The sequence below is a fragment of the Streptomyces sp. I05A-00742 genome, from assembly GCF_013055795.1.
GTDB lineage: Bacteria > Actinomycetota > Actinomycetes > Streptomycetales > Streptomycetaceae > Streptomyces.
In genome coordinates, this window is sequence record NZ_JABETO010000001.1 from 133,507 (window position 1) to 160,443 (window position 26,937).

Annotated in this window: 31 protein-coding genes; 14 read left to right on the forward strand and 17 right to left on the reverse strand. The window is 71.0% G+C overall.

Annotated features, from left to right (window positions below; genetic code table 11):
* Positions 1 to 9: 9 nt before the first annotated feature.
* The 5 genes from HN013_RS32270 to HN013_RS00615 form a co-directional block, all read right to left on the reverse strand.
* Entirely contained in the window at positions 10 to 846 is an 837-nt protein-coding gene (locus HN013_RS32270; protein ID WP_212763786.1) for a hypothetical protein, read from the reverse strand.
* Positions 843 to 2,195 carry a hypothetical protein gene (locus HN013_RS00600; RefSeq protein WP_171161714.1) on the reverse strand — a complete coding sequence of 451 codons (1,353 nt, stop codon included), beginning with the start codon at positions 2,193 to 2,195 and terminating at the stop codon, positions 843 to 845. The genes HN013_RS32270 and HN013_RS00600 overlap by 4 nt, the downstream gene beginning before the upstream one ends.
* The gene (locus HN013_RS00605; RefSeq protein ID WP_171161716.1) at positions 2,195 to 2,512 is read right to left on the reverse strand and encodes a hypothetical protein; all 318 of its coding nucleotides are present in this window, start codon (positions 2,510 to 2,512) and stop codon (positions 2,195 to 2,197) included. The genes HN013_RS00600 and HN013_RS00605 overlap by 1 nt, the downstream gene beginning before the upstream one ends.
* Positions 2,513 to 2,583: 71 nt before the next feature.
* A complete protein-coding gene (locus HN013_RS00610; protein ID WP_171161718.1) occupies positions 2,584 to 2,850 on the reverse strand; it encodes a protealysin inhibitor emfourin in 267 nt (88 codons plus the stop codon).
* 29 nt (positions 2,851 to 2,879) lie between these two features.
* Positions 2,880 to 3,959: a M4 family metallopeptidase gene (locus HN013_RS00615; RefSeq protein ID WP_171161720.1), complete on the reverse strand. Its 1,080-nt coding sequence runs from the start codon at positions 3,957 to 3,959 to the stop codon at positions 2,880 to 2,882.
* Between the two features lie 388 nt (positions 3,960 to 4,347).
* Between HN013_RS00615 and leuA the strand changes: the two genes are divergently transcribed.
* The 4 genes from leuA to HN013_RS00635 all read left to right on the forward strand — a co-directional run bounded on the left by leuA (position 4,348) and on the right by HN013_RS00635 (position 8,918).
* Positions 4,348 to 6,126, forward strand: coding sequence for a 2-isopropylmalate synthase (gene leuA, locus HN013_RS00620; protein WP_171161722.1), 1,779 nt, complete (start codon positions 4,348 to 4,350; stop codon positions 6,124 to 6,126).
* Between the two features lie 207 nt (positions 6,127 to 6,333).
* Positions 6,334 to 7,071: a TerB family tellurite resistance protein gene (locus HN013_RS00625; protein WP_312018445.1), complete on the forward strand. Its 738-nt coding sequence runs from the start codon at positions 6,334 to 6,336 to the stop codon at positions 7,069 to 7,071.
* 260 nt (positions 7,072 to 7,331) lie between these two features.
* Positions 7,332 to 8,078 (forward strand): DNA repair protein RecO, encoded by a 747-nt coding sequence (gene recO, locus HN013_RS00630; protein WP_171161725.1) that lies wholly within the window; start codon positions 7,332 to 7,334, stop codon positions 8,076 to 8,078.
* An 18-nt stretch (positions 8,079 to 8,096) separates the two neighbouring features.
* Positions 8,097 to 8,918 (forward strand): isoprenyl transferase, encoded by an 822-nt coding sequence (locus tag HN013_RS00635; protein ID WP_171161727.1) that lies wholly within the window; start codon positions 8,097 to 8,099, stop codon positions 8,916 to 8,918.
* Positions 8,919 to 8,974: 56 nt separating this feature from the next.
* On the opposite strand, the gene HN013_RS00640 is transcribed toward HN013_RS00635, so the two are convergent.
* From HN013_RS00640 to HN013_RS00655, 4 genes are all read right to left on the reverse strand, one after another.
* The gene (locus tag HN013_RS00640) at positions 8,975 to 9,394 is read right to left on the reverse strand and encodes a Fur family transcriptional regulator (RefSeq protein ID WP_171161729.1); all 420 of its coding nucleotides are present in this window, start codon (positions 9,392 to 9,394) and stop codon (positions 8,975 to 8,977) included.
* A 196-nt stretch (positions 9,395 to 9,590) separates the two neighbouring features.
* A complete protein-coding gene (locus HN013_RS00645) occupies positions 9,591 to 10,484 on the reverse strand; it encodes a metal ABC transporter permease (RefSeq protein ID WP_171161731.1) in 894 nt (297 codons plus the stop codon).
* Positions 10,484 to 11,251, reverse strand: coding sequence for a metal ABC transporter ATP-binding protein (locus HN013_RS00650; RefSeq protein ID WP_171161733.1), 768 nt, complete (start codon positions 11,249 to 11,251; stop codon positions 10,484 to 10,486). The genes HN013_RS00645 and HN013_RS00650 overlap by 1 nt, the downstream gene beginning before the upstream one ends.
* Before the next feature lie 53 nt (positions 11,252 to 11,304).
* Positions 11,305 to 12,342, reverse strand: a complete 1,038-nt coding sequence (locus HN013_RS00655) for a metal ABC transporter substrate-binding protein (RefSeq protein WP_171161735.1) — start codon at positions 12,340 to 12,342, stop codon at positions 11,305 to 11,307.
* 152 nt (positions 12,343 to 12,494) lie between these two features.
* Between HN013_RS00655 and HN013_RS00660 the strand changes: the two genes are divergently transcribed.
* Positions 12,495 to 13,877: a glycine--tRNA ligase gene (locus HN013_RS00660; protein WP_171161737.1), complete on the forward strand. Its 1,383-nt coding sequence runs from the start codon at positions 12,495 to 12,497 to the stop codon at positions 13,875 to 13,877.
* Positions 13,878 to 14,209: 332 nt separating this feature from the next.
* Here the strand turns inward: HN013_RS00660 and HN013_RS00665 are convergent, their stop codons facing one another.
* On the reverse strand, positions 14,210 to 15,133 hold the full coding sequence (locus HN013_RS00665) for a phosphotransferase (RefSeq protein ID WP_171161739.1): 924 nt from the start codon (positions 15,131 to 15,133) through the stop codon (positions 14,210 to 14,212).
* 204 nt (positions 15,134 to 15,337) lie between these two features.
* Between HN013_RS00665 and HN013_RS00670 the strand changes: the two genes are divergently transcribed.
* The 7 genes from HN013_RS00670 to HN013_RS00700 all read left to right on the forward strand — a co-directional run bounded on the left by HN013_RS00670 (position 15,338) and on the right by HN013_RS00700 (position 20,585).
* Entirely contained in the window at positions 15,338 to 15,535 is a 198-nt protein-coding gene (locus HN013_RS00670) for a DUF1918 domain-containing protein (RefSeq protein WP_171161741.1), read from the forward strand.
* 986 nt (positions 15,536 to 16,521) lie between these two features.
* Entirely contained in the window at positions 16,522 to 17,775 is a 1,254-nt protein-coding gene (locus HN013_RS00675; RefSeq protein WP_171161742.1) for a GNAT family N-acetyltransferase, read from the forward strand.
* A 128-nt stretch (positions 17,776 to 17,903) separates the two neighbouring features.
* Positions 17,904 to 19,076, forward strand: a complete 1,173-nt coding sequence (locus tag HN013_RS00680; RefSeq protein ID WP_171161743.1) for a helix-turn-helix domain-containing protein — start codon at positions 17,904 to 17,906, stop codon at positions 19,074 to 19,076.
* Positions 19,077 to 19,183: 107 nt separating this feature from the next.
* On the forward strand, positions 19,184 to 19,417 hold the full coding sequence (locus HN013_RS00685; protein WP_249374631.1) for a hypothetical protein: 234 nt from the start codon (positions 19,184 to 19,186) through the stop codon (positions 19,415 to 19,417).
* Positions 19,418 to 19,443: 26 nt separating this feature from the next.
* Entirely contained in the window at positions 19,444 to 19,668 is a 225-nt protein-coding gene (locus HN013_RS00690; RefSeq protein ID WP_171161744.1) for a hypothetical protein, read from the forward strand.
* The gene (locus HN013_RS00695) at positions 19,665 to 20,195 is read left to right on the forward strand and encodes a hypothetical protein (RefSeq protein WP_171161745.1); all 531 of its coding nucleotides are present in this window, start codon (positions 19,665 to 19,667) and stop codon (positions 20,193 to 20,195) included. The genes HN013_RS00690 and HN013_RS00695 overlap by 4 nt, the downstream gene beginning before the upstream one ends.
* A 39-nt stretch (positions 20,196 to 20,234) precedes the next feature.
* Complete coding sequence (locus tag HN013_RS00700) at positions 20,235 to 20,585, forward strand: hypothetical protein (RefSeq protein WP_171161746.1); 351 nt, start codon at positions 20,235 to 20,237, stop codon at positions 20,583 to 20,585.
* A gap of 25 nt (positions 20,586 to 20,610) precedes the next feature.
* On the opposite strand, the gene HN013_RS00705 is transcribed toward HN013_RS00700, so the two are convergent.
* On the reverse strand, positions 20,611 to 21,105 hold the full coding sequence (locus HN013_RS00705; RefSeq protein WP_171161748.1) for a PH domain-containing protein: 495 nt from the start codon (positions 21,103 to 21,105) through the stop codon (positions 20,611 to 20,613).
* Between the two features lie 18 nt (positions 21,106 to 21,123).
* Complete coding sequence (locus HN013_RS00710; protein ID WP_171161750.1) at positions 21,124 to 21,621, reverse strand: hypothetical protein; 498 nt, start codon at positions 21,619 to 21,621, stop codon at positions 21,124 to 21,126.
* 175 nt (positions 21,622 to 21,796) lie between these two features.
* Here HN013_RS00710 and HN013_RS00715 point away from each other — a divergent pair, with 175 nt between their 5' ends.
* Both HN013_RS00715 and HN013_RS00720 read left to right on the forward strand, forming a co-directional pair.
* Complete coding sequence (locus HN013_RS00715) at positions 21,797 to 23,050, forward strand: sensor histidine kinase (RefSeq protein ID WP_171161752.1); 1,254 nt, start codon at positions 21,797 to 21,799, stop codon at positions 23,048 to 23,050.
* Positions 23,038 to 23,682, forward strand: coding sequence for a response regulator transcription factor (locus HN013_RS00720; protein WP_171161754.1), 645 nt, complete (start codon positions 23,038 to 23,040; stop codon positions 23,680 to 23,682). Before HN013_RS00715 ends, HN013_RS00720 begins: the two co-directional genes overlap by 13 nt.
* Before the next feature lie 37 nt (positions 23,683 to 23,719).
* Here the strand turns inward: HN013_RS00720 and HN013_RS00725 are convergent, their stop codons facing one another.
* From HN013_RS00725 to HN013_RS00745, 5 genes are all read right to left on the reverse strand, one after another.
* Positions 23,720 to 24,304: a hypothetical protein gene (locus HN013_RS00725; RefSeq protein ID WP_171161756.1), complete on the reverse strand. Its 585-nt coding sequence runs from the start codon at positions 24,302 to 24,304 to the stop codon at positions 23,720 to 23,722.
* A complete protein-coding gene (locus HN013_RS00730) occupies positions 24,288 to 25,559 on the reverse strand; it encodes a hypothetical protein (RefSeq protein ID WP_171161758.1) in 1,272 nt (423 codons plus the stop codon). Before HN013_RS00730 ends, HN013_RS00725 begins: the two co-directional genes overlap by 17 nt.
* Positions 25,556 to 25,861, reverse strand: a complete 306-nt coding sequence (locus HN013_RS00735; RefSeq protein ID WP_171161760.1) for a DUF6317 family protein — start codon at positions 25,859 to 25,861, stop codon at positions 25,556 to 25,558. Before HN013_RS00735 ends, HN013_RS00730 begins: the two co-directional genes overlap by 4 nt.
* On the reverse strand, positions 25,854 to 26,180 hold the full coding sequence (locus HN013_RS00740) for an SAV_915 family protein (RefSeq protein ID WP_171161763.1): 327 nt from the start codon (positions 26,178 to 26,180) through the stop codon (positions 25,854 to 25,856). Before HN013_RS00740 ends, HN013_RS00735 begins: the two co-directional genes overlap by 8 nt.
* A gap of 147 nt (positions 26,181 to 26,327) precedes the next feature.
* Complete coding sequence (locus tag HN013_RS00745; RefSeq protein WP_171161765.1) at positions 26,328 to 26,909, reverse strand: TetR family transcriptional regulator; 582 nt, start codon at positions 26,907 to 26,909, stop codon at positions 26,328 to 26,330.
* Positions 26,910 to 26,937 lie beyond the last annotated feature (28 nt).

Genomic DNA, 26,937 nt, shown 5'->3' on the forward strand with positions numbered 1-26,937 from the left:
GGGGTGGGGCTACTGCCCGTCGTACGCCACCACCCGGCCGTCGAGCGCCTGCGCGACGCGGCTGCCCAGGCCGTAGTCGCAGAGGTTGACGGTCCAGTTCCCGGCGGTCACCAGGGTCGCCGGGACGCCCTTGTACGCGATGGCCTCGCGGAGCGTGCGGTCGCGGGCGGCGGCGGTGTCGTGCAGGGCGAGGGTGGCGCAGTTGGGCGAGCGCCCGATCCGCTTGCCGGTGGTGCAGGTCATCGTCCCGCCGAGCCCTTCCGAGCGCTCGGCGCACCCGACGGCCTTGTCGAGCGCGTCGGCCAGCGCGCCGAGGCTCTTGTACCGGGGCTCGGCGGGGATGCTCGGCAGCGGATAGTCGGGAACCTTCACCTTCTCCGGCGGCAGTACGACGCCGTGCAGGGCCTTGGCGACCTGGGGCGCGAACCGGGGTTCCCTCACGCGGACGAACCAGTTCCCGGCCACCACCAGCGTGTGGCTGTACGGAGGCTTGCGGCGGGACGCGACCGCGGCGCCCAGATCGTCCCGGGAGAAGACCTTGGGGCTGAGCGTGTGGATCTCGTTCTCGAACATCGCACCGTTCACTTTCGCCTGGCACGTGGCCCCGCTGCCCCCGCTGCCATCTCCTTGGTCGCGTCGCACGACGGCACACTTGATCCCCGCCGCGTCGAGCGCTCCGACGATCTCGTCGGCCGTGGCGTGCCGGGGCCCGGCCGGCACGTTCCCGGGCAACGGTGACCGTCCCGCCTCGTCGTCCCCCCTGCCGACCCCACAGGAGGCGAGGGCGACAACTGCCCCCATGGCCATGACCGTGCCGACGATCTTCCTCATGGTGCCTGCCGTCATTTGGGGGGTGTCGGGGGCGGCCCCGGCTCCGGGGAGGGAGTGCCCGGTTCGGGCGCGCCGGTTCCCGTGCCGTTGGAGGGCAGTCCGGTGCCGCCGTAGAGCGGGTCGAAGTGGAACGAGTGCCCCTTCGGGAACTGCCGCTCCAACTGTCGCATTGCCTCGGCGCGTTGCTCCGGAGTGAAGGATTCCCAGCGCTGGGTGTCGGCTATGTGGGGCTGCAACGCGTCCCAGTTCGCGGCCCGGTGGCGGATCGCGCCGCCTCGGTTGGCGGTCTCGTCCCCGTACCGTTCGTTGGCCTCCCGGACCTGCGGCGTGTCGGCCGCGTACAGCACGAACAGCTGCTTGTCCGTCCGGGCGCCGTAAGGATTCTTCTGCAGGTCCTTGAGGTGGTGGGCGCTCAGTCGGATGTCCTCGTTCGGGTTCTCCTCGATGTACTTGGTGAGCTGCGCGTCGTCGAGACTCCCCAGATAGGTGCCGTTGACGGTGAAGGCGTTGGGGTTGTCCCGGATCACGTTGCGGGCCGTCTTCAGCTTCATGTGCGTGATGCCGAGCGACTTGTCCGGCTTCACGGTCTCTTCGAGCGACCAGTCGAAGATCCGCCCCAGGCCGCCCAGCAGGCCGTTCGGCGAACCGGTGACGTTCTGGTACCACTGTTGCTCCTGCCAGAGGATGGCGAGGAGCAGGTTCTTGCTCATGCCGGTTTCCTTGGCGGCACGGTCCACCGCGGCGAGCTGCGAAGCGGTCACGTTGATGCGGTGCGGCGGGTTCGAGACGGACATGAGCCGCAGCGCGGTGTTGAGCGGACTTCCCTCGTTCAGCCCCTCCTTGACCAGGGCCGGGTCCTTGATGTCGGCCAGTCCGCGGATCGTGCGCAGCGCCGCCGCCGCTTCCGTGTCGGCCTTGGTGGCCTTGTCGAGGGCGTCGCGGACGATCCCCTGCACCTCTTTGATCCGGTCCGCGTACGTCGTGTCCCCCGGCGCCGTGGCCACCTGCTTGGCGAACTGCACCCGCCCGCTGTCGTCCACGTGGAGATCGTGGGCGGCGGCGTAGTCGAGGGCGCCGAGCAGGTCGCGCTGGGCGCCCTCGACCGCCTCGGCGAGGTGGTCGTAGGACTTGGTGAGGGCGCGGAGCGACAGGGCCGCGGCTTCGTACTCCTTCGCGTGGTCGACGAAGGTCCTGCGTGCCTTCTCACCGGTGTCGCCGACCCAGCACTGCCGCAGGGTGGGGGCGACGTGGTCGCGGGCGAGGCCGCCGATCTCGTCGCAGTGCCTGGCGGCGCGGAGGACGTCGTCGGCGGCGTCGCGCCAGAGCTTCGGCTTGGCGTTCTTGAGGTCGGGCACGGAGACCATCAGGCGCCCTCCAGGGAGCCGCCGGCCTTGCGGAGGCCCTCGGCGATGGAGCGGTCGGTGCCGGTGTAGGCGTCCATGGACTTGGTCACCGCGGACGCGGCGGTACGGGCGGAGCGGCCGAGTTCGTGGAGGCGGTTGCGCCAGGAGGCGATGCACTCGGTGCTGGCGGCCGACACGGCCCAGGCGTCATGGGCGGCGCTCGCCCTGCCGGGGTCGTCGAGTTTGGCTAATTCCCGTCCGTCACTGCTGGCGGCCTGGAACTCGGCCGCCACCGAGGTCGGTCCGTGGGCCTGCACTCCGAGGTCCGGAGACGACATCGTCCCGCCACTCCCCCCTGTTCGACACTGTGTATGAGCAGGCTAACCCTGTGATCATCCGGTGGCCGGTTTCACGCCCCCTCCCGCAACACCGTCCTGATCAGCTCCCGCTGGTCCTCCGTGAGGTGCGGGTCCGCAAGGTGGACCTTGCGGTTGTCGACGGTGATCTCGTAGTGGAAGCCGTCGGGGACGCCCCGGCCGGGGGCGTCGCGGCCGGGGGCCAGGGCGCGGTGGGCGAGGGCTTCGAGGTGGGTGGCGTCGGGCCGTCCTGAGGTGTCCAGTTCGGCCCGGCGCTCGATGCCGGCGAAGCCGCCGGTCCGTGTGATGACGATCCGCATGGCGTCATTGTGGCCCGCCGGGCACCGCCCTACGAGGTGGGGACGCCCACCTGGGCCCACGCCTTGAGGACGGCGCGGGTCTCGTCGCCATCCCCGTACAGGGCGCGGACGGTCTTCGCCGTCTGCCGGGCGAAGTCGGCGAAGTCGGCGTCGGGGGTCAGCTCACCGCTGGTCAGCGCGGCGTACCAGACCTTGCCGGCCCGCTCCCAGGCGTTGCCGCCGAGGCCCGTGGCGAGCAGGTAGAAGGCGTGGTTGGGGATGCCGGAGTTGATGTGCACGCCGCCGTTGTCGCGGGAGGTGCGGACGTAGTCCTTCATGGTGGACGGCTGGGGGTCCTTGCCCAGGTGGGGGTCGTCGTAGGCGGAGCCGGGCTGCTTCATGGAGCGCAGGGCGGTGCCGTGGATGCCCGGGGCGAGCAGCCCCTCGCCGATGAGCCAGTTCGCCTCGGCGGCGGTCTGGCCGAGGGCGTACTGCTTGATCAGGGAGCCGAAGACGTCCGACAGGGACTCGTTGAGGGCGCCGGACTGGCCGTAGTACTCCAGGTTGGCGGTGTGCTGGGTGACGCCGTGGGTCAGTTCGTGGCCGATGACGTCGACGGGGATGGTGAAGTCGAGGAAGATCTCGCCGTCGCCGTCGCCGAAGACCATCTGTTCGCCGTCCCAGAAGGCGTTGTTGTACTCCTCGCCGTAGTGGACGGTGGCGTTCAGGGGCAGTCCGCAGTCGTCGATGGAGTGCCGTCCGTAGACCTTCAGGAAGAGGTCGAAGGTGGCGCCGAGGCCCGCGTGGGCCCGGTTGACGGTGGCGTCCGTGCCGGGGGCGTCGCCCTCGCCCCGGATGCGCGTGCCCGGCAGCCGGGTCAGGTGTCCGGCGTCGTAGATGGTGCGCTGGGGGGTGTCGGCGGGGATGCCCAGGGGGGTGGTGGCGGCGATGCCGCGGACGGCGGTGATGCGGCGGCGGGTCCGCAGGGAGCCGTCGTGTTCGAGGGTGCGCCGGGCGGGCTCGAAGCGGCGCGGGTCGTCGGACTGGGCCAGCTTGTCGAGGACGTGCGGGGGGATGATCGAACAGAAGGGACGGTGCGCGTGCGCGGTCCCGGTGGGGTCGCCATTCATGGCCTGAAATGTGGCACCGTGTCACCGCGTTGTCACTCCCTGCGGTCATGATTAATGAAAAAGAGTGCTTGCGCGGCCTTCGGACAGTCTGGGCCGCCCTCCCCTGCTAGGCGGCCCCGTGCTGAGCGGCCCCGGCGTCCCGCATGCTGATACGGCCCGTCGCATTCCGCCGTCCTCGACTACTGTGCCGTGCATCATGCGTCGCTATGGGCTGCTTCTCCTTAGCTGCCGCGGTGAGGGTCTGTAGTCGTCGGCCGACCCCCTCCCCGCGGAGTCCGGTGTTGCGGTGCCCGGCCCGGGAAGCCCCGGGAACACCGCCCCGTCGGCCCCCCGGCTCCCTGATGGAGCAGGGGACCCACGCGGAAGCACCCCGAGGAGACCTGCGCAGATGTCCCAGACGATCCGGATCCCCGATTCCGTCGGCCGTCCCACCCCCCTCACCGCCGCCACCGTGACCCAGCGGCCGTCCGGCATGCCGGTGCACAAGTACGGCCGGTACGAGGCCGTGGACCTGCCCGACCGCACCTGGCCGGACCGCCGCATCACCAAGGCCCCCCGCTGGCTCTCCACCGACCTGCGCGACGGCAACCAGGCGCTGATCGACCCGATGTCGCCGGCCCGCAAGCGGGAGATGTTCGACCTGCTGGTCCGCATGGGCTACAAGGAGATCGAGGTCGGCTTCCCGTCCTCCGGCGCCACCGACTTCGCGTTCGTCCGCTCGATCATCGAGGAGGGCGCGATCCCCGAGGACGTGACGATCTCCGTCCTCACCCAGGCCCGCGAGGAGCTGATCGAACGGACCGTGGAGTCGCTGCGCGGCGCGCACCGGGCCACCGTGCACCTCTACAACGCGACCGCCCCGGTCTTCCGGCGGGTCGTCTTCCGGGGCTCCCGCGAGCAGGTCAAGCAGATCGCGGTCGACGGGACGCGGCTGGTCGTGGAGTACGCCGAGAAGATCCTGGGGGACGACACGGTCTTCGGCTACCAGTACAGCCCGGAGATCTTCACCGACACCGAGCTGGACTTCGCCCTGGAGGTCTGCGAGGGCGTCATGGACGTCTGGCAGCCGGAGGCGGGCCGGGAGATCATCCTCAACCTGCCCGCGACGGTCGAGCGTTCGACCCCCTCCACCCACGCCGACCGCTTCGAGTGGATGGGCCGCCATCTGTCCCGCCGCGAGTACGTCTGCCTCTCCGCCCACCCGCACAACGACCGCGGCACCGCCGTGGCCGCCGCCGAACTGGCCGTCATGGCCGGTGCCGACCGCGTCGAGGGCTGCCTGTTCGGCCAGGGCGAGCGGACGGGCAACGTCGACCTGGTCACGCTGGGCATGAACCTGTTCTCCCAGGGCGTGGACCCGGAGATCGACTTCTCCCGGATCGACGACATCCGCAGGACCGCCGAGTACTGCAACCAGATGGAGGTCCACCCGCGCCACCCCTACGCGGGCGACCTGGTCTACACCGCCTTCTCCGGCTCCCACCAGGACGCCATCAAGAAGGGGTTCGAGGCGATGGAGGCCACCGCCGCCGCCCAGGGCCGCGGCGTGGACGACATCGAGTGGGCCGTCCCCTACCTGCCCATCGACCCGAAGGACGTCGGCCGTTCGTACGAGGCCGTCATCCGCGTCAACTCGCAGTCGGGCAAGGGCGGCATCGCCTACGTCCTGAAGAACGACCACAAGCTGGACCTGCCGCGCCGGATGCAGATCGAGTTCTCGAAGATCATCCAGGCCCGGACCGACGCCGGGGGCGGCGAGGTCACCCCGCAGGAGATCTGGTCCGTCTTCCGCGACGAGTACCTGCCCACCGCCGACAACCCGTGGGGCCGCGTCGAGCTGCGCGCCGCCCACACCTCGACGGCGAACGACGGCACCGACGCGCTGACCGTCGAGGCCGTCGTGGACGGCGCGGAGACGGTGCTCACCGGTACCGGCAACGGTCCGATCTCGGCCTTCTTCGACGCGCTCGGGGCGACCGGCATCGACGCCCGCCTGCTGGACTACACCGAGCACACCATGAGCGAGGGCGCCAGCGCCCAGGCCGCCTCGTACATCGAGTGCGTGATCGACGGCAAGGTGCTGTGGGGCATCGGCATCGACCCCAACACCACGCGCGCCTCGATCAAGGCCGTCGTGTCCGCGGTGAACCGCGCGTACCGGCCCTGACAGGACGCCTGTTGACGCCTGGTGACGGGTGTCGTGCCGCCACCGTCAACGGCGCGCCCCCGAAACCACCGCATCCGGTGGGCTCGGGGGCGCGCCCGGGTGCCGGTCGCCCGAAGTCTGCGCACGGGGTACTGACGGCACATCATCGATGTGGCTAACATCACGTCAACGCGGCGACGAGGCCGTGGCGTTATGGAGGTGTGCGCCGTGAAGCACGCGCAAGGCCGACAGAGCCCCGACCGGTGTGTGCTGGGTGTGCGCACGGTATGGCGCACCGTCGGTGACGGCGAGTTCTTCTGCCCCGGCTGCGGCGGGGACCGCAACTACCACCGCCGTACGGGCCGCCGTCGCCTTGTCGTCCTGGGCGTGCCGCTGCTGCCGCGCGGTCCGGTCGGGCCGGTCGTGGAGTGCACGGCCTGCCGTACCCGGTACCCGATGGACGTGCTCGACCACCCGACCACCACCCGCTTCTCCGCCATGCTCCGGGATGCCGTGCACACCGTCGCCCTCGCGGTGCTCGCCGCGGGCGGTACGGAGGCCCGTACCGTCCGCCGGGCCGCCGTCGGCGCGGTGCGGGCCGCCGGGTTCGCCGACTGCAGCGAGGAGCAGCTCGTCACGCTCATCGAGGCCCTCGCCGCCGACACCGGGCGGCTGCCCGGCAGATTCCCCGCCTCCTCCGCGTCGCCCGCCGTCACCGGGCGCGACGGCTTCGATCCTTGCGGGACCGCTCTCGCCATCGAGCTCCACGAGGCGCTGGAGCCGTTGGCTCCGCATCTTGCGCCTGCCGGGCGGGAGTCGATCCTGCTGCAGGGGGCGCGGATCGCTCTTGCCGATGGGCCTTATCGGCCTGCTGAGCGGGAGGTTCTTGCCACTGTGGGGCGGGCTCTCATGCTCTGTCCCGAGGACACGGATCGGTTGCTGGCGGCGGCGCGGACGCCGTCGTGAGGGCGGGCGGGTGGGGGTGCCCCTGGCCCGCCCTTTCACCGTTTCTTGCGGGGGCAAGCCCCCGCACCCCCCGAGCCGCGCTGCGCGCGGCGTCCTCAAACGCCGGACGGGCTGAAGTGCGCGCCCGGGCGCGAAATCCAGCCGGCCCGGCGCTATCCAGCCCGTCCGGCGTTTGAGGACAGCGGCGCGCTGTGCGCTTCGGGGGCGCGGGGCCGCAGCCCCTGCCGCGACCGGTCCCGTGCGTGCGGGACAATGACCCCATGACCCTCTTCCGCGACGACGGCATCGTGCTCCGCACGCAAAAGCTCGGCGAAGCGGACCGCATCATCACCCTCCTCACCCGCGGCCACGGCCGCGTCCGCGCCGTAGCGCGAGGCGTGCGCCGCACGAAGTCGAAGTTCGGGGCACGCCTGGAACCGTTCTCGCATGTGGATGTGCAGTTCTTCGCGCGGGGCGGGGAGCTGGTGGGGCGGAGCTTGCCGCTGTGCACGCAGAGCGAGACGATCGCGGCGTACGGCGGGACGATCGCGACGGACTACGCGCGGTACACGGCGGGAACGGCGATGCTGGAGACGGCGGAGCGGTTCACGGACCATGAGGGCGAGCCGGCGGTGCAGCAGTATCTGCTGCTGGTCGGGGGGCTGCGGACGCTCGCGGCGGGGGAGCACGCCCCGCATCTGATCCTGGACGCGTTCCTGCTGCGCTCGCTGGCGGTCAACGGCTACGCGCCGAGCTTCGACGCGTGCGCGCGCTGCGGGATGCCGGGTCCGAACCGGTTCTTCTCGACGGCGGCGGGCGGCGTGGTCTGCGGTGACTGCCGGGTGCCGGGAAGCGTCGTACCCTCCTCGGAGGCGATCGGGCTCCTCGGTGCCCTGCTGACGGGGGACTGGGCCGCGGCGGACGCGTGCGAGGCGCGGTACGTCCGGGAGGGCAGCGGCCTCGTCGCCGCATATCTGCACTGGCACCTTGAGCGGGGGCTTCGTTCTCTCCGCTATGTAGAGAAGTAAATAGGAGTAGTGGCAGCCATGGCACGACGCGGGCTTCTGGGCCGTTCCCGTCGCGAGTACCGCACACCCGACCCGCACCCCTCGGGGGCGCAGCCGCCGAAGATCCCCGGTGAGCTGGTCCCCGGGCACGTCGCCATCGTCATGGACGGCAACGGCCGCTGGGCCAAGGAGCGCGGACTGCCGCGCACCGAGGGGCACAAGGTCGGCGCCGAGCGGGTGCTGGACGTCCTCCAGGGCGCGATCGAGATGGGCGTCGGGAGCATCTCGCTCTACGCCTTCTCCACCGAGAACTGGCGGCGCTCCCCGGAGGAGGTGCGCTTCCTCATGAACTTCAACCGGGACTTCATCCGCAAGACCCGCGACCAGCTCGACGAACTCGGCATCCGGGTCCGCTGGGTGGGCCGGATGCCGAAGCTGTGGCGGTCGGTGGCCAAGGAGCTCCAGGTGGCCCAGGAGCAGACCAAGGGCAACGACAAGCTCACGCTGTACTTCTGCATGAACTACGGCGGCCGCGCGGAGATCGCGGACGCGGCGCAGGCGCTGGCCGAGGACGTGAAGGCGGGCCGCCTCGACCCGTCGAAGGTCACGGAGAAGACGCTCGCGAAGTACCTCTACTACCCGGACATGCCGGACGTGGACCTGTTCCTGCGCCCGTCCGGCGAGCAGCGCACGTCCAACTACCTGATCTGGCAGAGCGCCTACGCGGAGATGGTGTTCCAGGACGTGCTCTGGCCGGACTTCGACCGCCGCGACCTGTGGCGCGCCTGCCTGGAGTACGCGCAGCGCGACCGGCGGTTCGGCGGGGCGATCCCCAATGCGGTGGAGGGCGAGGAGGGCTGAGCCGTCCCGGGCGCCCGGCGGTCGCGCCGGGCGCTCCCTCCGCGGTCTCCACGGGTTTACGACCCGCAGGCGTTCCGGGCGCAGTCCCCGCAGGTGCCGAAGATCTCGACGGTGTGGGCGATGTCCACGAAGCCGTGCTCACGGGCGATCGAGTCCGCCCAGGTCTCCACGGCCGGGCCCTCGACCTCGACCGCCTTGCCGCACAGCCGGCACACCAGATGGTGGTGGTGGCCGCTGGAGCAGCGGCGGTAGACCGCCTCGCCCTCGCTGGTGCGCAGCACGTCGACCTCGCCGGCGTCGGCGAGGGACTGGAGGGTGCGGTAGACGGTGGTCAGCCCGACGGAGGCGCCGCGGTGCCTGAGCATGTCGTGGAGTTCCTGAGCGCTGCGGAACTCGTCCACCTCGTCGAGCGCCGCCGCGACGGCGGCGCGCTGCTTGGTGGCTCGGCCGCGTACCGGGGGACCGGCGGTCGCCACAGTTGCCTCCTCAAGCTCGGCTGAACATCCACGCACGGGCTGGGCCGGCGTGCCGGGCCAATTGTGCCAGGCCCCGTGCCCGCGCCGTGCGCCGTGATCCATGCGTTCCGGACGTCCTGCGGAGTGCAGGTTTGGTCAGCCTAACTTGCGCTCCGCGGGTGGTGCGGCCGTCCGCCGCGCCACCGGTCGCCGCCCGTCAGACGCGGACGTCGTCCGGCGCGTCCGGGGAGCCGGGCTCCGCCAGGGTGCAGCGCTCCTCGTCCGCCGCCTGCTTCCTGGCGCGGGATCCGGCCAGGGGCGCGGCGATCACCGTGAGGAGGACGAAGACGCCGATGGCCAGCAGGACGATGGTGGCGCCGGGCGGGACGTCCACGTAGTACGAGGTGGTGGTGCCGGAGAGGGTCACCAGTACCCCGATGCCCACGGACAGCGCCAGGGTCGTGGCGAAGCTCCGGGCGATCTGCTGGGAGGCGGCCACCGGGATCACCATCAGGGCGCTGACCAGCAGCAGCCCGACCACCCGCATGGCGACCGTGACGGTCAGCGCGGCGGTGATGGCGACCAGCAGGTTGAGCAGGCGCACCGGGAGGCCGGTGACGCGGGCGAACTCCTCGTCCTGGCAGATGGCGAAAAGCTGTCGTCGCAGACCCAGTGTGGCGAGGATCACAAAGGCGGCCAGGATGCAGATCGCGACGAGGTCCTGCTGCGAGACGGTGGTCAGCGAACCGAAGAGGTAGGTGACCAGATTGGCGTTGGAGCCGTTGTCCGACAGGTTGATCAGCATCACGCCGCCCGCCATGCCTCCGTAGAAGAGCATGGCGAGGGCGATGTCGCCTCTCGCCTTGCCGGAGGAGCGGATCAGCTCCATCACGACCGCGCCGAGGACGCACACGATCGCCGCCACCCACACCGGGCTGGCGTTGAGCAGGAAGCCCAGGCCGACGCCGGTGAGGGCGACGTGTCCGATGCCGTCACCCATCAGCGCCTGGTGGCGCTGGACGAGGTAGATGCCGATCGCGGGGGCGGTGATGCCCACGAGGAGCGCGGCGAGCAGCGCCCGCTGCATAAACGCGGCGTCGAGGATGTCCATCAGCTCAGCAGCCCTGTCCGAGTCGGTTCCGCAGCCGGGCCGGCGTGCGGGTGTACGTGGTCGTGGCCGGGGAGCGCGTGCTGGCCCACGGCCTCGGGCGGCGGCCCGTCGTGGACGACGCAACCGTCCCGGAGCACGACCGCCCGGTCGATCAGGGGCTCCAGCGGGCCCAGTTCGTGCAGGACGAGCAGGACCGTGGTGCCCCGGGCGACCTCCTCGCGCAGGGCGTTGGCCAGCACTTCCTGGCTGGCGAGGTCCACGCCGGCCATCGGCTCGTCCATGATCAGCAGTTCGGGTTCGACGGCGAGCGCGCGGGCGATCAGCACCCGCTGGTGCTGGCCGCCGGAGAGCGCGTTCACCGAGTCCTTGAGCCGGTCCGCCATCCCGACCAGCTCCAGGGCCTTGACCACGGCCTCGCGGTCGGCCCTGCGGGTCGGCCCCAGCTTCGTCCGGGCCAGCCGCCCGGCGGACACCACCTCGCGCACGGTCGCGGGCACACCGGCCGCGGCGGTGGTGCGCTGCGGGACGTAGCCGATGCGCGACCAGTCGCGGAAACGGCGCTTGGGCGTGCCGAACAGCTCCAGCTCACCGCCGGTGAGCGGGACCTGGCCGACGATCGCCCGGACCGCCGTGGACTTGCCGGAACCGTTCGCGCCGAGCAGCGCGACGACCTCGCCGCGCCGCACGGACAGGTCGATCCCGCGCAGTACGGGTCGCGACCCGAGGGATGCCGTCGCCCCGCGCACGGATATGACGGGCTGCTCCATGTCGTCCTCCTCAGGTACGCGCTTCCCGGTCTCCACCAGGGTGCTCCCGGCGCTCACTTGGTGCCGAGCGCTTTCCGCAGAGCCGCGAGATTGGATTCCATGACCTCGAAGTAGTCGTGGCCCTCGGACTCGGCGGTGATGCCCTCCAGCGGGTCGAGGACAGCGGTCCGCAGACCGAGGTCCCCGGCGACCGTCTTCGCCGTGGCGGGGCTGGCGATGGTCTCGAAGAAGACCGTGCTGACGTGGTGGTCCTTCGCCAGCTTGTGCAGGTCCTTGATCCGGGCGGCGCTGGGCTCCGACTCCGGGTCGACGCCGCTGATCGCCTCCTCGGTGAGGCCGTAGCGCTCGGCGAGGTAGCCGAAGGCGGCGTGGGTGGTGATGAAGGTGTTCGAGGCGCGGTCCCGCAGGCCGTCCTTGAACTTCCGGTCGAGGTCCTTGAGCTTGGCGACCAGGGCGTCGGTGTTCTTCTGGAAGATCTCGCGGTGGTCCGGGGCCGCCTTGGCGAGGGTCTTGTTCACGCCCTCGGCGACCTCGGCGTACCGCACGGGGTCGAGCCAGATGTGGGGGTCGTCGCCGTCTCCGTGATCGTGGCCGTCGTGGCCCTCGTGACCTTCGGAGTGGCTTTCGGAGTGGCCTTCCGAGTGGCCTTCCGAGTGGCCTTCCGAGTGGTGACTGCCGTCGACCTCGTCCCCGTGCTTCTCCATCGAGGTCAGGGAGGCCGCGTCGGCGACGTTCTTCGCGCCCGACTGCTTGATCGCCTCGTCCACGGCGGGCTGGAGGCCCTTGAGGTAGACGACGGCGTCCGCCTTCTCCAAGGAGGCGACCTGCCGGGGCTTGAGCTCCAGGTCGTGCGGTTCCTGTCCCGGCTTGGTGAGGCCGGTGACGTGGACGTGGTCCCCGCCGATCTGCCGGGCGAGGAACTCCATCGGGTAGAACGACGCCACGACGTCCAGCTTGCCGCCGTCGGCCGCCGTCCGCTCGTCGGAAGCACAGGCGGAGACCGTGACGAGGCCGAGCACTGCCGCCAGGGCGACGGCGACCCCGGTTATTCGGGGGGACCGGGGGGCGGGGCGGGGATGGCTGTCGTTCATGACACTCATTTTCAACTAAAGTGGAAACGATTGTCAACAAGGGGGTCCGTGTCATCGGAGTCCGGCCATGGTCGGTACCGATTTGATTAGGGGGGTGGCCGCGCCGGTAACCTGAAGCATTCGCTGTTCGTCGTCGCAATGAAGAGAGCACCGTGGCCGCCGACAAGATCGACACCATCGTCAGCCTGAGCAAGCGCCGTGGCTTCGTCTATCCGTGCAGTGAGATCTACGGTGGTCAGCGTGCCGCCTGGGATTACGGACCGCTCGGCGTGGAGCTCAAGGAGAACATCAAGCGCCAGTGGTGGCGCTCCATGGTCACCTCGCGCGACGACGTCGTCGGTATCGACTCGTCGGTGATCCTGGCCCGTGAGGTGTGGGAGGCATCCGGTCACGTTGCCACCTTCACCGATCCGCTGACCGAGTGCACCTCCTGCCACAAGCGCTTCCGCGCGGACCACCTGGAGGAGGCGTACGAGGCCAAGCACGGCAAGCTCCCCGAGAACGGCCTCGCCGACGTCAACTGCCCGCACTGCGGCAACAAGGGCGGCTTCACCGAGCCCAAGCAGTTCTCCGGCCTGCTCTCCACCCACCTCGGCCCCACGCAGGACACCGGCTCGGTGACCTACCTGCGCCCCGAGACCGCGCAGGGCATCTTCACCAACTTCGGCCAGGTCCAGCAGACCTCGCGCAAGAAGCCGCCGTTCGGCATCGCCCAGACCGGCAAGTCCTTCCGCAACGAGATCACGCCGGGCAACTTCATCTTCCGTACGCGTGAGTTCGAGCAGATGGAGATGGAGTTCTTCGTCAAGCCGGGCGAGGACGAGCAGTGGCACGAGTACTGGATGGAGCAGCGCTGGAACTGGTACACCGGCCTCGGCATGCGCGAGGAGAACATGCGGTGGTACGAGCACGCCGCCGAGAAGCTCTCCCACTACTCCAAGCGCACCGTTGACATCGAGTACCGCTTCAACTTCGGCGGCACCGAGTACTCGGAGCTGGAGGGCCTCGCCAACCGCACCGACTACGACCTCAAGGCCCACTCCGCCGCCTCCGGCCAGGACCTGTCGTTCTTCGACCAGGAGGCCGGCGAGCGCTGGTTCCCGTACGTCATCGAGCCCGCGGCCGGTCTGAACCGCGCCATGCTCGCCTTCATGCTCGACGCGTACAACGAGGACGAGGCCCCCAACGCCAAGGGCGTCATGGAGAAGCGCACCGTCATGCGCCTCGACCCGCGCCTCGCCCCGGTCAAGGTCGCCGTCCTCCCGCTCTCCCGCAACCCGCAGCTCTCCCCGAAGGCCAAGGGCCTCGCGGCGGACCTGCGCAAGCACTGGAACATCGAGTTCGACGACGCCGGCGCCATCGGCCGCCGCTACCGCCGCCAGGACGAGATCGGCACCCCCTTCTGCGTCACCGTCGACTTCGACACCCTCGACGACAACGCCGTGACCGTCCGCGAGCGCGACACCATGAAGCAGGAGCGCGTCTCCCTCGACCAGATCGAGGCGTACCTGGGCGGCCGCCTGCTCGGCTGCTGAGCCCGCTCTTCCTGTTCGTCCCGGAGGCCCCGGTTCCCGCGTTCGGCGGGGGCCGGGGCCTCCGGTGTGCTCGCGCTCCGAGCGGCGGGGGCGGTCGGGGTTGAGGTCGGAGCCCGATGCTCCGACCCATCGCATGGAGTCCCCGGTGATGGGGGTGGTACCGGGGCCGCCGGCACGGGAGAACGGCAGACTCCCCGGTCTGCGCGGGGGTGGTTACGGACCGACCGGCGGCTGGGCGTCAGCCGAGGGCCACGAGCGTGGCCTGTCTGACCGGCCCCATCCTGCGGCGGGGGCGGCCGCGTACCGCCCCACTCCCCGTCTCACTCCTCATCTCACTCCTCCGACAGCTCCTCGTGCAGCCCTTCCAGGGCGGTGCGGTCGTCTTCGGTGCCGGTGTGCGGGGCGGCGAACCAGTCGGCGTACTCGGCGATTTCGGAGAGGCGCCAGTCGAGGGCGAACAGTTCGACCATCGCCGGGTCGGCGTCCAGGCGGTCACTCGCACCGACGGTGAGCAGGTCCGAGTAGTCCCGCTCGCGCGGTGCGAGGCTCAGCGACTCCCAGTCGACCAGCCTCAGCCCGAACGCGCCGACGAGCTGGTTGTCGTTGTGCGGCTCCCCATGGGTCGGCACCCAGCCGTCCCGGCGCGAGAGCGCGACGCCGGCCAGTTCGAGGTACCGGTCCGTCCAGCGCCCGATCGCGGCGCCGCGTGCGGCGATCGCGCTCCTGGCCTCCTCCGCGAACGGTCCGGACGCCCAGGGCCGGGCCGCGCGGACCCGCAACGCGTCCGCGAACCCGGGGCCCACCCGCGGGGCCCAGGGCCGCAGGCCCTGCGGCGGCACGGCTCGGTGCAGCGCGGCGAGCGCGTCGACGAGCTCGCCCACATGCTCCGGACGCCCGGCCTCCGCCTCGGTCGGCGTCCGCCCGTCCAGCCACGGCGTCACACTCAGCGCCCCGGCCCCCACCTCGACGGTGAACGTCCCGCTCCGGGCGGGCACCGGCGCGCACACCACCTCCAGACCGGCCGCGGCCAGCTCGGCGGCCCCCGCGTAGGCGGCCTCCAGCGAGGCCCCGGTGTGGCGGGGCGCCAGCTGGTCCAGCGTCACGAACAACGTCGCACCACCGCCGGTCACCCGCCAGTGGTGGGCGCCGAATCCCCAAGGGAGATAGTCGACTTGGGTGACGTCATGCGACAGCCAGTGCGCGGTGACCGCGTCGGCGATCGTGTCGTCATCGATGAAGGAGGGACGGGAGAGCATGAGGCCCGATCCTAGGCCGTTGTGTTTCGGAACACCGGTCGTTTGTTCGTCGGCCCGGTGTGCCGTTGACTGACGGGCAGACGGCGCGGAACGAGCTGTTGCTCTTCTGGCCGGACAAGCATCTGGCCAAGGGGATGACAGTGGTGGTGTGGGGGTAGTCCTTCTCATCCAGCTTGATGGTTACGAAGGTGACCGGAGGATCGCATGCAGGCAACGGTCGGGGACATCCTCCACATCCATTCACGGGCGGTGGGGCTGAAGGACCGACAGGGCGAGATCGTGGAGGTGCGCGGCCCGGACGGTGCGCCGCCGTACTTGGTCAGGTTCACGGACGGCCGTGAACAGCTGATCTATCCGGGGCCGGACAGCATCATCGAGCCAAAGGTGCCGGAGGGCACCTGACCGTTCCGCTTCCCTCGGGCGGGCGGTTCACGTGGCCGGGGGCTTGGCCCCGTCCACCCCGGTTTCGTTGTCGCGCGCCCGCCGGAACACGGCCAGCTGCGGGGAGGGATGCCCGGCGGCAGGTGCGGGTGCGGGGCGGCAGCGGTGGGCGGCTTACATGGCGGGTGTTCGGCCGTCCGTCCCTCTCGTCGTTGCGCGCGCCGAAAAGCGGCTGGCTGCGGGGAGATGGGCGTGCGGCCGGGCCGGTCGTCCGGCTGCCGGGCCGGTGAGGGCGGGAAGTGGTAGATCTGAGCGGCCCAACACGGCGTGTCGGCCCGAAAACCCGCTCCGATCCACCACTTCTGCCCGAGCCCCGGACCACCAACACCCCTCGTCCCTTCCGTCACACCACACCGGCCATCCAGAGGCCGCACCGGCCAACTCGCGCCCGCCGCCCCCTGCTACTGCCCAGCCGGCCGCTTTTGACGTGCGCGCAACGACGAAACAGGGGTCGGCCGAGCACCCGCCATGTAAACCGCCCACCGCTGCCGCCCCACCCGCACTGCGATGTACCCGCAGTCAACTGCCGGGCCCTGGCCCCCGCTCCGCGTAGTCAGCCGCTTTGGGCCCGGAGGGCCCGAGACGAAAGAGCCGGTCGAACAGGCGCAATGCCGCCCCGCTTCCGGACCCATACCGTGGGGGCTGGTGGAGTGTTCGGCGAGGAAGGGACCGCTGGGTCGCCTGGGTGGAGAAGCTGGTGCCGCCCGTATCTACCGGAGGAGGGTTCACCCGTCCCCGCAGCTGTGCCCTGAGGGGTGGGAGGAGTGTGGGGAGATGTGAGGGGTGGTTGCGCGGTCAAGTGTGGTGGATTTGCGGCACGTTCATAATGCTGGCTGTGCGGGGAGCCGCATCTCAGCGGCGGCGCGACAGGCGATGGGCCTGGCCGTTGTCCAGGATGCGGGTGGGCCGGTTCGTCAACTCGATCCAATGTGCTGTACGTATTGCCGATGGCCGCTTCTCAGTTCCAGCTTCGCCGCGTTGCAGAGCACGAGTTCGTGCCCTGGGCGCGCATGATTGCCGACACCTACGGCATGGATCGATCGAAGGAGGAACTGGCCGATCAGCGAGCGGCGACGGATCTCGCCCGCACTCTGGCCGTGTTCGACGAAGGCGAGCCGGTCGCGGGAGCCTCCGTCTACCGCCGGATGCTGACCGTGCCCGGAGGTGTCCTGCCCGTTGCGGGGGTCGCCTCCGTGGGGGTGGCCCCGACGCATCGCCGTCGCGGCATCCTCACCTCGATGATGCGCGCCCAGCTGACCGACCTGCACGAGCAGCAGCGCGAACCGATCGCCGGGCTCCGTCCCTCCGAGGCCGGCATCTACGGACGGTACGGCTACGGACCCGCGACAGTCGGCAACCGGATGCGCTGCGACCGACGTGCCATGCGGTTCCGCCCTGACACCGACTTCGGTGAGGGGACCGTCCGGCTGAAGCACGCCGTCCAGGCCCGTCCCCTCCTGGAGGGGATCTACGACCAGGTCCGCACCGCCTCGGTCGGCTGGCCCGACCGGCAAACACCCCACTGGGCGGTGCGTCTCGCCGACTATCCGCACCGGCGCGGTACGGCGACTGCGCTCCGGTTCGCTGTGCACCAGGAGCGCGACGGACGTCCCACCGGCTACGCGCTCTACCGGCACAGCTCCGCACCCGACGGGCTCGGCGGCAGTGCCGGGGTGGTGGAGGTGGTGGAGCTGGCGGCGTGCTCGCTCCCGTCGTATGCGGCGCTGTGGCGCTTCCTCGCCGGGATCGACCTGGTGACGTGGGTCGACTACGAGGGCGCCGTGGACGAGCCGTTGCAGCACCTGCTGGTCGAGCCGCGAGCGGTGCAGGCCACGCCGGTGGACCGCCTGTGGCTGCGGCTGGCCGACGTCGACAAGGCCCTGGCGGGCCGGAGTTACAGCCGTCCGCTGGACCTTGTGCTGGACGTGCGGGACGACTTCTGCCCGTGGAACAGCGTACGCCACCGGCTCCAGGCGGAAACGGGGAGCGCCACGTGCGAGCCCACGTCCGCCCCGGCCGACATACGGCTGACGGTGGCGGAACTCGGCGCCGCCTTCCTCGGCGGCACCTCGCTGACCGCTCTCGCTGCTGCCGGTCTCGTGGAGGAACTGCGTCGCGGCGCCCTCTCCCTCGCCTCGGCAGCCTTCCGCGGCGAACGCGAACCCTGGTACCCCGGCGGCTGGGCTTTCCCGCTCTACTGAGACTGTCCTGCATCCCCCTCCGCAGCCGGTCCATGTCCGGCCCGGGAGACGGCCGGTGGCTCCGGATGCGCCCGGGGTCGACAATCGAGAGGGGTATCGTCCTGGTGTCGAGCAGATCGGAGTTCAGCATGTCGGAACACACCGGTGCGCGAATTGCGACGACGCGGAAGCGTCGCCGACTGACTCAGCGCGAACTGGCCGACCGGAGCAACGTTTCGTACAGCACCCTGACGAAGGTGGAACAGGGGCAGATGCCGGCCAGCCCCTCCGTGATCGGCTCTCTCGCGCGTGCCCTGTCGGTTCCCGTGGTCGAGTTGACGGGGCAGCCGTACCTCGAAGAGCTGCGGCAGGACCACCTCGACGGATTGATCAACCCGATCCGTGAGGCGCTCAACGTGTACGACCTCGGCGTGGACCCCGATCTCGCCCCGCGCGGCCTGGGCGAACTGACGTCCAAGGCCGAAGAGCTGTGCATGCTGATCCGGGCCACCGACATCAAGCAGGCGGCGGCCGAGCTGCCGTCCCTGATCTGCGAGGCGACCACGGTCGCGCACGCGGAGGGGACGACCGAGGCGTGGCGGACGCTCGCCAGCGGCTACCGGACCGCGTACGACGTCGCCACGAAGCTGGGGTTCATCGACCTCGCGGCGATCGCCCTGGACCGCCTGGAGTGGGCCGCGCAGCGGGCTTCCGACCCTGTGCTCGGGGGGATGCGCCAGTACCTGCGGGCCTTGGCCTACCTCCGGGCCAGTGACTACCGCACGGGGAAGCGGCTGATCCGGCTCGGGATGGCCAGGCTGGAGCAGGCAGCCGCCGGGCAGGAGCGCGATGTTGTCACCGGGCAGCTGCACTTGGGGGCAGCGGTGCTGGCCGGCCGGGCCAAGGACAGTGACACGGCCGAGGGCCACCTCGCCGAGGCGGGCCAGATCGCCGATCGGACGGGCCCGGCCGAGAAGGTGCACTGGCTGGCCTTCGGACCGGCCAACGTCGGTGCGCACCGGGTGAGCGTCCTGGCCGAGCTGGACGAGTACGGCGCGGCCGTGGACAAGGCACGGGACATCCAACTGCCCAGTGACTGGCCGCTGTCCCGGATGTCCCACCACTACGCAGAGGTGGCGCGCGCCCAGATGTGGACCGGCCGTACGGAAGCGGCCTTCCGCAACCTGCTGGAGGCCCGCAAGCTGGCGCCGCAGCAGACCCGTTACCACCCGATCGTGCGGGAGACCTACTCCGGTCTGGAGTCGGCGAAGCGCCGCATGCCCGACGATTTCATCAACTTCGGTGCTTGGTTGGGCGCGTAGCCGAGCGTCAACCCATGGCCCCGGCTGTCAGCGGGCTCTGACAGTTCCGGCCCTTCCGTGCCAGGACGATATGACGGCCAACACATCGTCTGTGCGTGGAGCCGAACATGCCACACCACCGAACCTCACAGGACCGCGCCCGTCGCGCCGTCCTGGCCGATGCCGCCTCGGGTGTCGTCCCGCCGGTGCCGCCCGTGAAGGGGCCCGCCCCGGAACCCGGATGTGACGTCTGTGAAGCCCTCGCGCGGCAGCGGGACGCCGCGGGGCGGGCCGGTGACCTCTCGCGGGTGGTCGACTGCAACGTGGAGCTGCGGCGACACCCGCACGGGAGGCGGCGGTGACGGGGGTGCCCGGGGTGGCGGCGTTGATGCTCAGCAGGGATGCCGGGCAGGGGATGCCGGACGAGCCGCTGTACGAGTTTCAGTGCAGGGGGTGCCGGAAGACGTCGAGGACGAGCGAGGGCGACCCGCTGGGTGCCGAGGTGTGGGCGTTGAAGCATGCGCGGTTGCACCCGGGGCACCGTACGTACTGCGCGGTGGTGACCTCGTTCTGGAGGGTGGACCCGGCCGCCTCGGTGGAGGTGTCCGTATGAGGTACGCGCCTTTGGCTGCCATGTACCCCACGCAGAACCACCCCGGTGCCCTGTGGCTGGTGTCCAGGGCCACGCGCCCCCGGGAGATTCACGAGGCGTGGGCCGGGGGCAGGACGCCTGCGATCGAGATCGGGCGGCGGTTCGACGTGATCCACCTCCCGGCGGGAGCGGTGGAGGGCGGGATCGCCGGGGTGAGGACGGATGACGTGGTCGAGGAGGCGTTCCGGGGCGCGGGGATCGGGTACGGCGTGGTGGTGACGCGGAGGAGGGACGTGTACAGCGTCCTGGTGCGGGCGGGGATCGCGCGGACGTGGGCTGTCGGGGGCACGAGGGCCGTGGGGGCGGACGATCATCTGCGGTATCTGCGGGTGCCGCATCCGGGGCGGCGGGAGGGGCCGGGCGGATTCTGGCTGCTTCCGGTGCCGCATGAGGACGGAGTGCTGGCGGGGGCGGGGGAGGTGCGTGCGTTGCTCGCGCGGTTCGCAGAGGGAGGGGAGGACGGTAGGCGCGTGGTGTGGAAGCGGTGAAGAGTGCCGCTTGGTGCGGGTGGTGCGTAGGGTGGGCGGATGCCACTCGTGGAGGTCACCTGCGCGCCGCATGTCGCCGAGGCGACGCTCTGTGAACTGGGGGCGGTGCTGCCGCACTTGGTGTCGCTGGCGGTGGAGTGTCCCGAGGAGCCGTACGACGGGCAGCTGCGGCCGGGGGACGTGGAGGTGCGCTTCCGGCGGCTGGGGCCCCTGGACCGCAGTGGGCTGGATGTCGTGATCGAGGTGCGGTCGAAGTGGTTCGAGAGCCGGGCGGTCAACCGGCAGGAGCGGGTGGATCTGCTGCATGACGGCGTGCGGACGGCGACCGGGCTCCGGGAGTTCGGGGTCTATCTGTCGCTGCCGGTCGCCGCGTGGTCGCAGGGCGACTGACGCGGGGGCGCCGCGCCCCGCGAGGTCAGGCGGTCTTCGTCTTCCAGCGGCGGATGATCTCGCCCTTGGCCGCCTCCAGGGCGGAGTCGAACTCGTCGGAGGCGGGGGCGGGCAGGCAGAAGCTTCTGCCGTCCGTCAGGTCGAGCCGGATCCGGTACATGGGATCGCCGCGACGGCCGCGGTACGAGTACTGCGCCCTGTCGACCTCGATGGACGTGATGTCGTGCCAGGGGATGAACTGCCGCCGCAGAGGGGTCCTGGTCCGGATGCCGTCGTCGTCGAGGCGGGTGCGTCCGGCGCTCCAGTGGTAGCCGAAGAGGGCGAGGGGCACGAAGATCAGGAGGCTGATGTACGCCTGCCGCAGGCTGCCGTTGCGCGGTTCGTCGGCTGCGCGCCGGCAGAACTCCTCCCAGCCCATGCCGAACGTGACCCAGCACGCGGCGGCCACTCCGAGGAGGACGACGGCGGCGAAGCACCACCTCAGCCGGTGGAATGTGGGGCGGTATTCAAGCGTTTGCACGCTTTTAGCCTAACGTGTTCAGCCCATGTGCCGGGTGCGGCGGCCGTGTCCCCGTACCGCCACCACCCCGCACACCGCGGCCAGGGGCAGCTCGGCGGCGAGGGCCATCAGCAGGGCCGAGGCCAGGTCCGCGCCCGGGGCGGCCGTCATCACGTCGAACCAGGCGTCGACGACCAGCAGGGCGGAGGTGGCCGCCGCCGTGAGCGTGTGGAGGGAGTGGCGGCGTACGGCCAGGGTGCCCGTCGTGATGAGGGCGAGGGCTTCCAGCGCGTCGAGGCCGACCCAGGCCGCGGACCACTTCGAGGCGGTCGTCTCGGCCGGCAGGCTCGTGGCGAGGACGAACAGCCAGGGCAGGAGGGCGATGCCGCAGGCGGCCAGGGCGTAGCCGAGGAGGCGGGGGCGCGGCCGGGGCGCGGGGGGCTCGGGGGTGTGGAGCGGGATGACCTCGGCCGTTCCCTCCCCGTTCACGGCGTCACTCGGGGACGGTGCGCGGCAGGGGAGTTCGAGGACGGTCATCGACGGCTCCTTCGGCGAGCGGGCTGACGGGGCGGGGTGGCGTCCTCAACGATCGCGTCACGGACGGCCCCGGTCACTGGCGCTGCTGTCCGTCCCGGGGTGGCACTGGTTGCACCCCCGGGACGGACAACAGCGACATGGACCCGGTCCGACCTGCGCATCTACGGTTCGTTCCATGCACATCCCCACCGATCCGCGCCCGCTGCTGCGGCCCTTCGAGAACGCCGGCAGGCCGGTCGTCTTCCACGTCTTCGGCGGTCTCGTCCAAGCCGTCGCCCTGACGGTCTTCGTGGTGCCGTGGCTGAACGGTGGGCCGACGCGGGCGCTGAGCGTGCTGGCGGCGCTGTTCGGGATGCTCGTCGTCCTGGCGGCGGCCTCGCCCGTGCTGACGGCGGTGCAGCGGGCGCGCTTCCGGAGGTGGCTCGGGGTGGACATACCCCGGCCGGAAGGGAAGACGGGATTGCGGGAGGGGCTGCGGGACGGGCTGCGGTCCGAGCGCTTCCGGCGGCAGGTCCAGTACCACCTGGTGATCGGGCCCCTGATCACCGCGGCCGCCGCGACGGCGCTGCTCGTGGGGGTCGTGGCAGCCGCGGCGGCCACCACGTACGTCTGGGTCTGGGCCCTGCCGGCCGACGTCCGGACGGCCAACCTCGGCTATACGACGGAGGCCGTGTACGTGACGGTCATCGGCTTCGCCGGGCTGTACGGAACCGCCTGGCTGATGAAGGCGCTCGCCCGTCTCGACGCGCGCGCCGCGCTGAGCCGCCTCGGGCCCACCCCCGCCGAGCGGCTGGCCCGCCGTGTCGAGGAGGTGACGGAGAGCAGGGCGGGTGTCGTGGACGCCGCGGACGCCGAGCGGCGGCGCATCGAGCGGGACCTGCACGACGGGGCGCAGCAGCGGCTGGTGTCGATGGCGGTCAACCTGGGCCTGGCGAAGGTCACGCTGACGGATTTGCCGGAGGACGCGCGCAAGGTCATCGACGAGGCCCACCGCGAGGCGAAGGCGGCCATCCAGGAACTCGGCGACCTCGTCCGCGGCCTGCACCCGGCCGTCCTGGAGGACCGCGGCCTGGACGCGGCCCTGTCCGGCATCGCGGAACGCGCCCCGCTGCCCGTCCGCGTCCGGGTGGACCTGCCGTCGCGGCCCGCGCCCGCGATCGAGGCCGTGGCCTACTTCGTCGTCTCCGAGGCGCTCGCCAATGTGGTCAAGCACTCCCAGGCGTCCCGGGCGGATGTCACGGTCGAACGCTTCGGGGGGATACTGCTGGTGGTCGTCTCCGACGACGGCGTGGGCGGGGCGGACGAGACGGGCGGTACGGGCCTGGCGGGACTCGCCAAACGGGTCGCGTCGGTGGACGGCACGTTCTCGATCAGCAGCCCCGTCGGGGGCCCGACCGTTGTGACTGTGGAGCTGCCGTGCGCGCCGTGATCGCCGAGGATTCCGTCCTGCTGCGGGTGGGGCTGGTGAAAGTCCTGGAAGCGGCGGGATTCGAGGTGGTGGCCGAGGCCGGTGACGCGGAGGCCCTGCTCGCGGCCGTGGAGGAACACCGGCCGGACATCGCCGTCTGCGACGTCCGGATGCCGCCCGGCTTCACCGACGAGGGCGTCCGCGCCGCCCTCGTCATCCGCCGGCAGTGGCCGGAGATCGCCGTCCTGCTCCTCTCCCAGTACGTCGAGGAACGGTACGCCGCCGACCTGCTCACCGGCGACACCCGGGGCGTCGGCTACCTGCTCAAGCAACGCGTCGCCGACGTCGAGGAGTTCATCGACGCCCTCCGCCGGGTCGCGGCCGGCGGCACGGCCCTCGACCCGCAGGTGGTCTCCCAGCTCCTCGTCCGCCGCCACAGCAGCCCCCTCGACCGCCTCACCCCGCGCGAGCGCGAGGTCCTGGAACTCATGGCCGGCGGGCGCTCCAACGCGGGCATCGCCGCCCAGCTCGTCGTCAGCGAGAGCGCCGTCGCCAAGCACATCAACAACATCCTCGCCAAGCTCGACCTCCCGAAGGCCGACGCGGACCACCGGCGGGTGCTGGCGGTGCTGCGGTTCCTCGGGGTGGGGTGACGGGGCGTCCTGCCCGCCGCGGTCGTTCTCAGGGTGCTCACAGGGTGTTGCGCAGTACCACGTACACCACGAGGAGGCCGAGGGCCGGCCAGAAGAGCCCCTTGACCAGCCGCCGCTGCGTCACGCGTCCCCGGTGGTGGCGCTCCGCCCGCCGCCATGCGGCACCGTGGATCACCGCCGGGCCGCCGAGGCACACCAGCGACAGGGCGGCCAGGAGCCCGGCGAACCAGCCGCAGGCGTTCACCCGGTCGATCTTGTAGCAGATGCCGATGAAGTCGCAGGAAGCGGTGACCTGCCGGCCCGCCTCGTAGTCGCGGTCGATGTCGAGGCCGGTCCTCGTCCCGCCGCCGTCCGAGGGGCGGAAGGTGCCCGAGCACTGGACGGTGTCCGCCCCGCGGCCGCCGCCGCGCTGCGTCGTCGGCCGGTGCTCGCACTGCTCGACCGTGAAGGTCCCGCGGGTTCCCAGCACCCCCGACGCATGGCTCGCGATGCCGGCGGCGAACGTTCCGAACAGCAGCCCGGCGAGGACGAGCAGGGTGCCGCCGAACCGCATCGCCGCACCCGACGGCGCTTGCCCGGCCGGTGGATTCACATGACGCCGTTTGTCAGCCGAAGATGCCATGCCAGACTTTCTTCACGCCGCTCGACCCCTTGTGCCAGGCGGCCTTGGCGGTGTCCTCGCCCTTGTGCCACATGGCCTTGACGTCGTTGTCCACCCAGGCCTGGCCCGCGTCGGCGAAGCTGTGGCCGATCCCGTCGACGACACCGTACTTGTGGATATTGCTGCCCCAATGGGCGTTGTGGGTCAGCTCGTAGCCGAAGGTGCCCACGCCGTATCCGATCCCGACGGCGGTCACGACACCCGCCGCGACCGCGGGGTTGCTCGCGGCGGCGCCGACGAGCATGCCCTCGGCGTAGGTGCCCGCCGCCATGCCCACGGCCGCGGGTGCCGCGTCACGGGCGAACGCCTCCTTGTACGACCAGCCCCGCGTCCGGTGGTCGTCGTACATCTGGAAGCCGACCATCGCGCCGGTCAGCCCGGTGCCGGCCGCGCCGAACCTGCCCATCGGCCCGGCTCCGCGCACGCGGTAGTTCTCGGCGATCTCACCGATGGTGACGCGCGCCGCGCCGCTGCCCTTCACCCGGCTCTCCCAGCCCTCGACGGAGGCGGCACGCAGACGTTGCCTGCTGAGATCGGCCCTGGCGGTGCGGCGCTGTTGCAGCTTCTCGTTCCACTCGGCGCTGCCCTTGGGCAGTTTCCTCGCCTCGCGCTTCAGGTCCCTGGCGTTCTGCTTGAGCTGATCCAGTTTCTTGGCGCTCTCCTGGGTGAGAGCCGCCGGCGTGGTGTACAGCCCCCGCAGGACTTCCGACAGCGTGCAGTAGTCGGCGCCGTTGTACTGGTTCGGGTTGCCCTTGCCGAGCATCTGGTCGAACACCGAGTTCAGGCTGTGGGTCGCCAACTGGCGTGCGTCCTGCGCCCGTTTCAGCGCCGCGTCGCGTCCCTTCTGATACGCGTCCAGTGCCGCCTTCTGGTCCTCCTTGCCCGTGGCGCCGCCCTGGCTGTCGAGGGTCAGGCCGGCGGCGCGGGCCGTGTCCTGGACGTCGCCCAGGTCGCTCTTCGCCCGCTCCAGTTCCTCGGAGAGCACGGTGACGACGTCCGACACCTGGGACATCGCCTCGGACATCGCCGCGCCGATGGTGCCGTCGTGCGCCCACACGGTCTGGAAGGCGTCCGCGCCGTCACCGGTCCAGCCGGCCTCGTGGATGACGCTGCCGACCTTTTTGTTGAGGACCTTGGAGGAGGTGTCGTACTTCTCGGTGGCCGAGGTGTAGTCCGTGGCGACCGTCCTGAGGCCGGCGATGTCGTCGTCGATCACTTGGACATGTCGCCCATCAGGTCGTTGAAGATTTTTTGGGTGTCGATGTCCTGGTTCCGGTAGTCGCCGGCGGCGGTTCGCAGGTTGCCGCCGTGCTTGTCCATCAGGTTCGTCAGCAGCTCGTGCCCGATGCCGAACGCCTCGCTGAGCCGGAGGAGCGCCGAGCTCAGGGCGGCGTCGCCGACGCCGGGGGTCGGCGGTGAGGCGAGGTGCTTGAACTCCCCGAGGTGCAGCGCCTCCCGGTGGAAGCCCTTGCCCGCGTCGTCGATGTGCTCGACCGTGGCCCTGAGCCGGTCAGCCACGGCAGGCCTCCCGCTCGTCCTGGTGGGACGCCTCCTCCGAGGCCGGAGCGGTCGGCGGGTCCACGATCACCCGGGGCACACCCGCCTCGCCGAGCAGGAGGCGCAGTGCGCCGAGGGGGAGGGCGACCCACGGCTGGTCCGGCCCGAGGCAGGCGACGAGCCGTTCGGCCGAGGTGAACGCCATTCCGCAGTCGGCACCGTCGGCCGCGCGCCGGGTCTCGAACGCGACCTGGTCCACGGTCCGTTCCCAGCCGTCCGCCGGGCGGGGCCGGGCCGGCGCGAGGACTGTCTCGTCGTCGGTGAGCGTGGGTGTACTCACAGTGCAGCTCTCCTGCCGAGCCGGTGATTTCGGGCAGAAGATCAGCGTAGGAAGGCGGGTGACGCCGGTCCATCAAGACGGCGTTACCTCGGCGTCAAGGAGGCGTCAGGGCGGGTACGTCAGGGCGGGTACGTCAAGGCAGGTACGTCAGCCGTGCAGTCCGCGCAGCACCAGGCCGCACACCGTGCCGAAGGCGTCGTCGATGCCGGGCTGCGACCACTCGGCCGCGTAGGCGGGGTCGTGGAAGCGGTTGGTCGCGTCCCAGACGGCGCGGGCGGTGAGGCGGGGGTCGGTGGCGGTGAACTCGCCCTGGGAGACGCCTGTTTCGATGATGCCGGCGATCTGGCTGATCATCGTCTCGATGTGGCGCTCGACGGTGGAGCTGTTCTCGCCGACGAGGACCATGTAGGTCGCGAAGAGCTCGGGGTCGTCGCCCGCCTTGCGGCGCTTGGCGGCGAAGAGGGCGGTGAGCCAGTCGCGCAGGCGGCGTTCGGCGGGGGTGTCGGTGGAGGCGATGGCGGAGAGGGCCGCGTGGGACTGGTCGAGCCAGCGTTCGGTGACGGCCTCCCGGAGGGCGGCCTTGCTGCCGAAGTGGCGGTAGACGCTGCCGTGGCTGACGCCGAGCGCGCGGGCGACGTCGACGACGGTGGCCTTGGCCGGGCCGAAGCGGCGCAGGACGTCCTCGGTGGCTTCGAGGATGCGGTCTTGGGTCAGGGGCTCGGGCGGCATGTGGGTACGGGTCCTTTCCTCCGGCGCC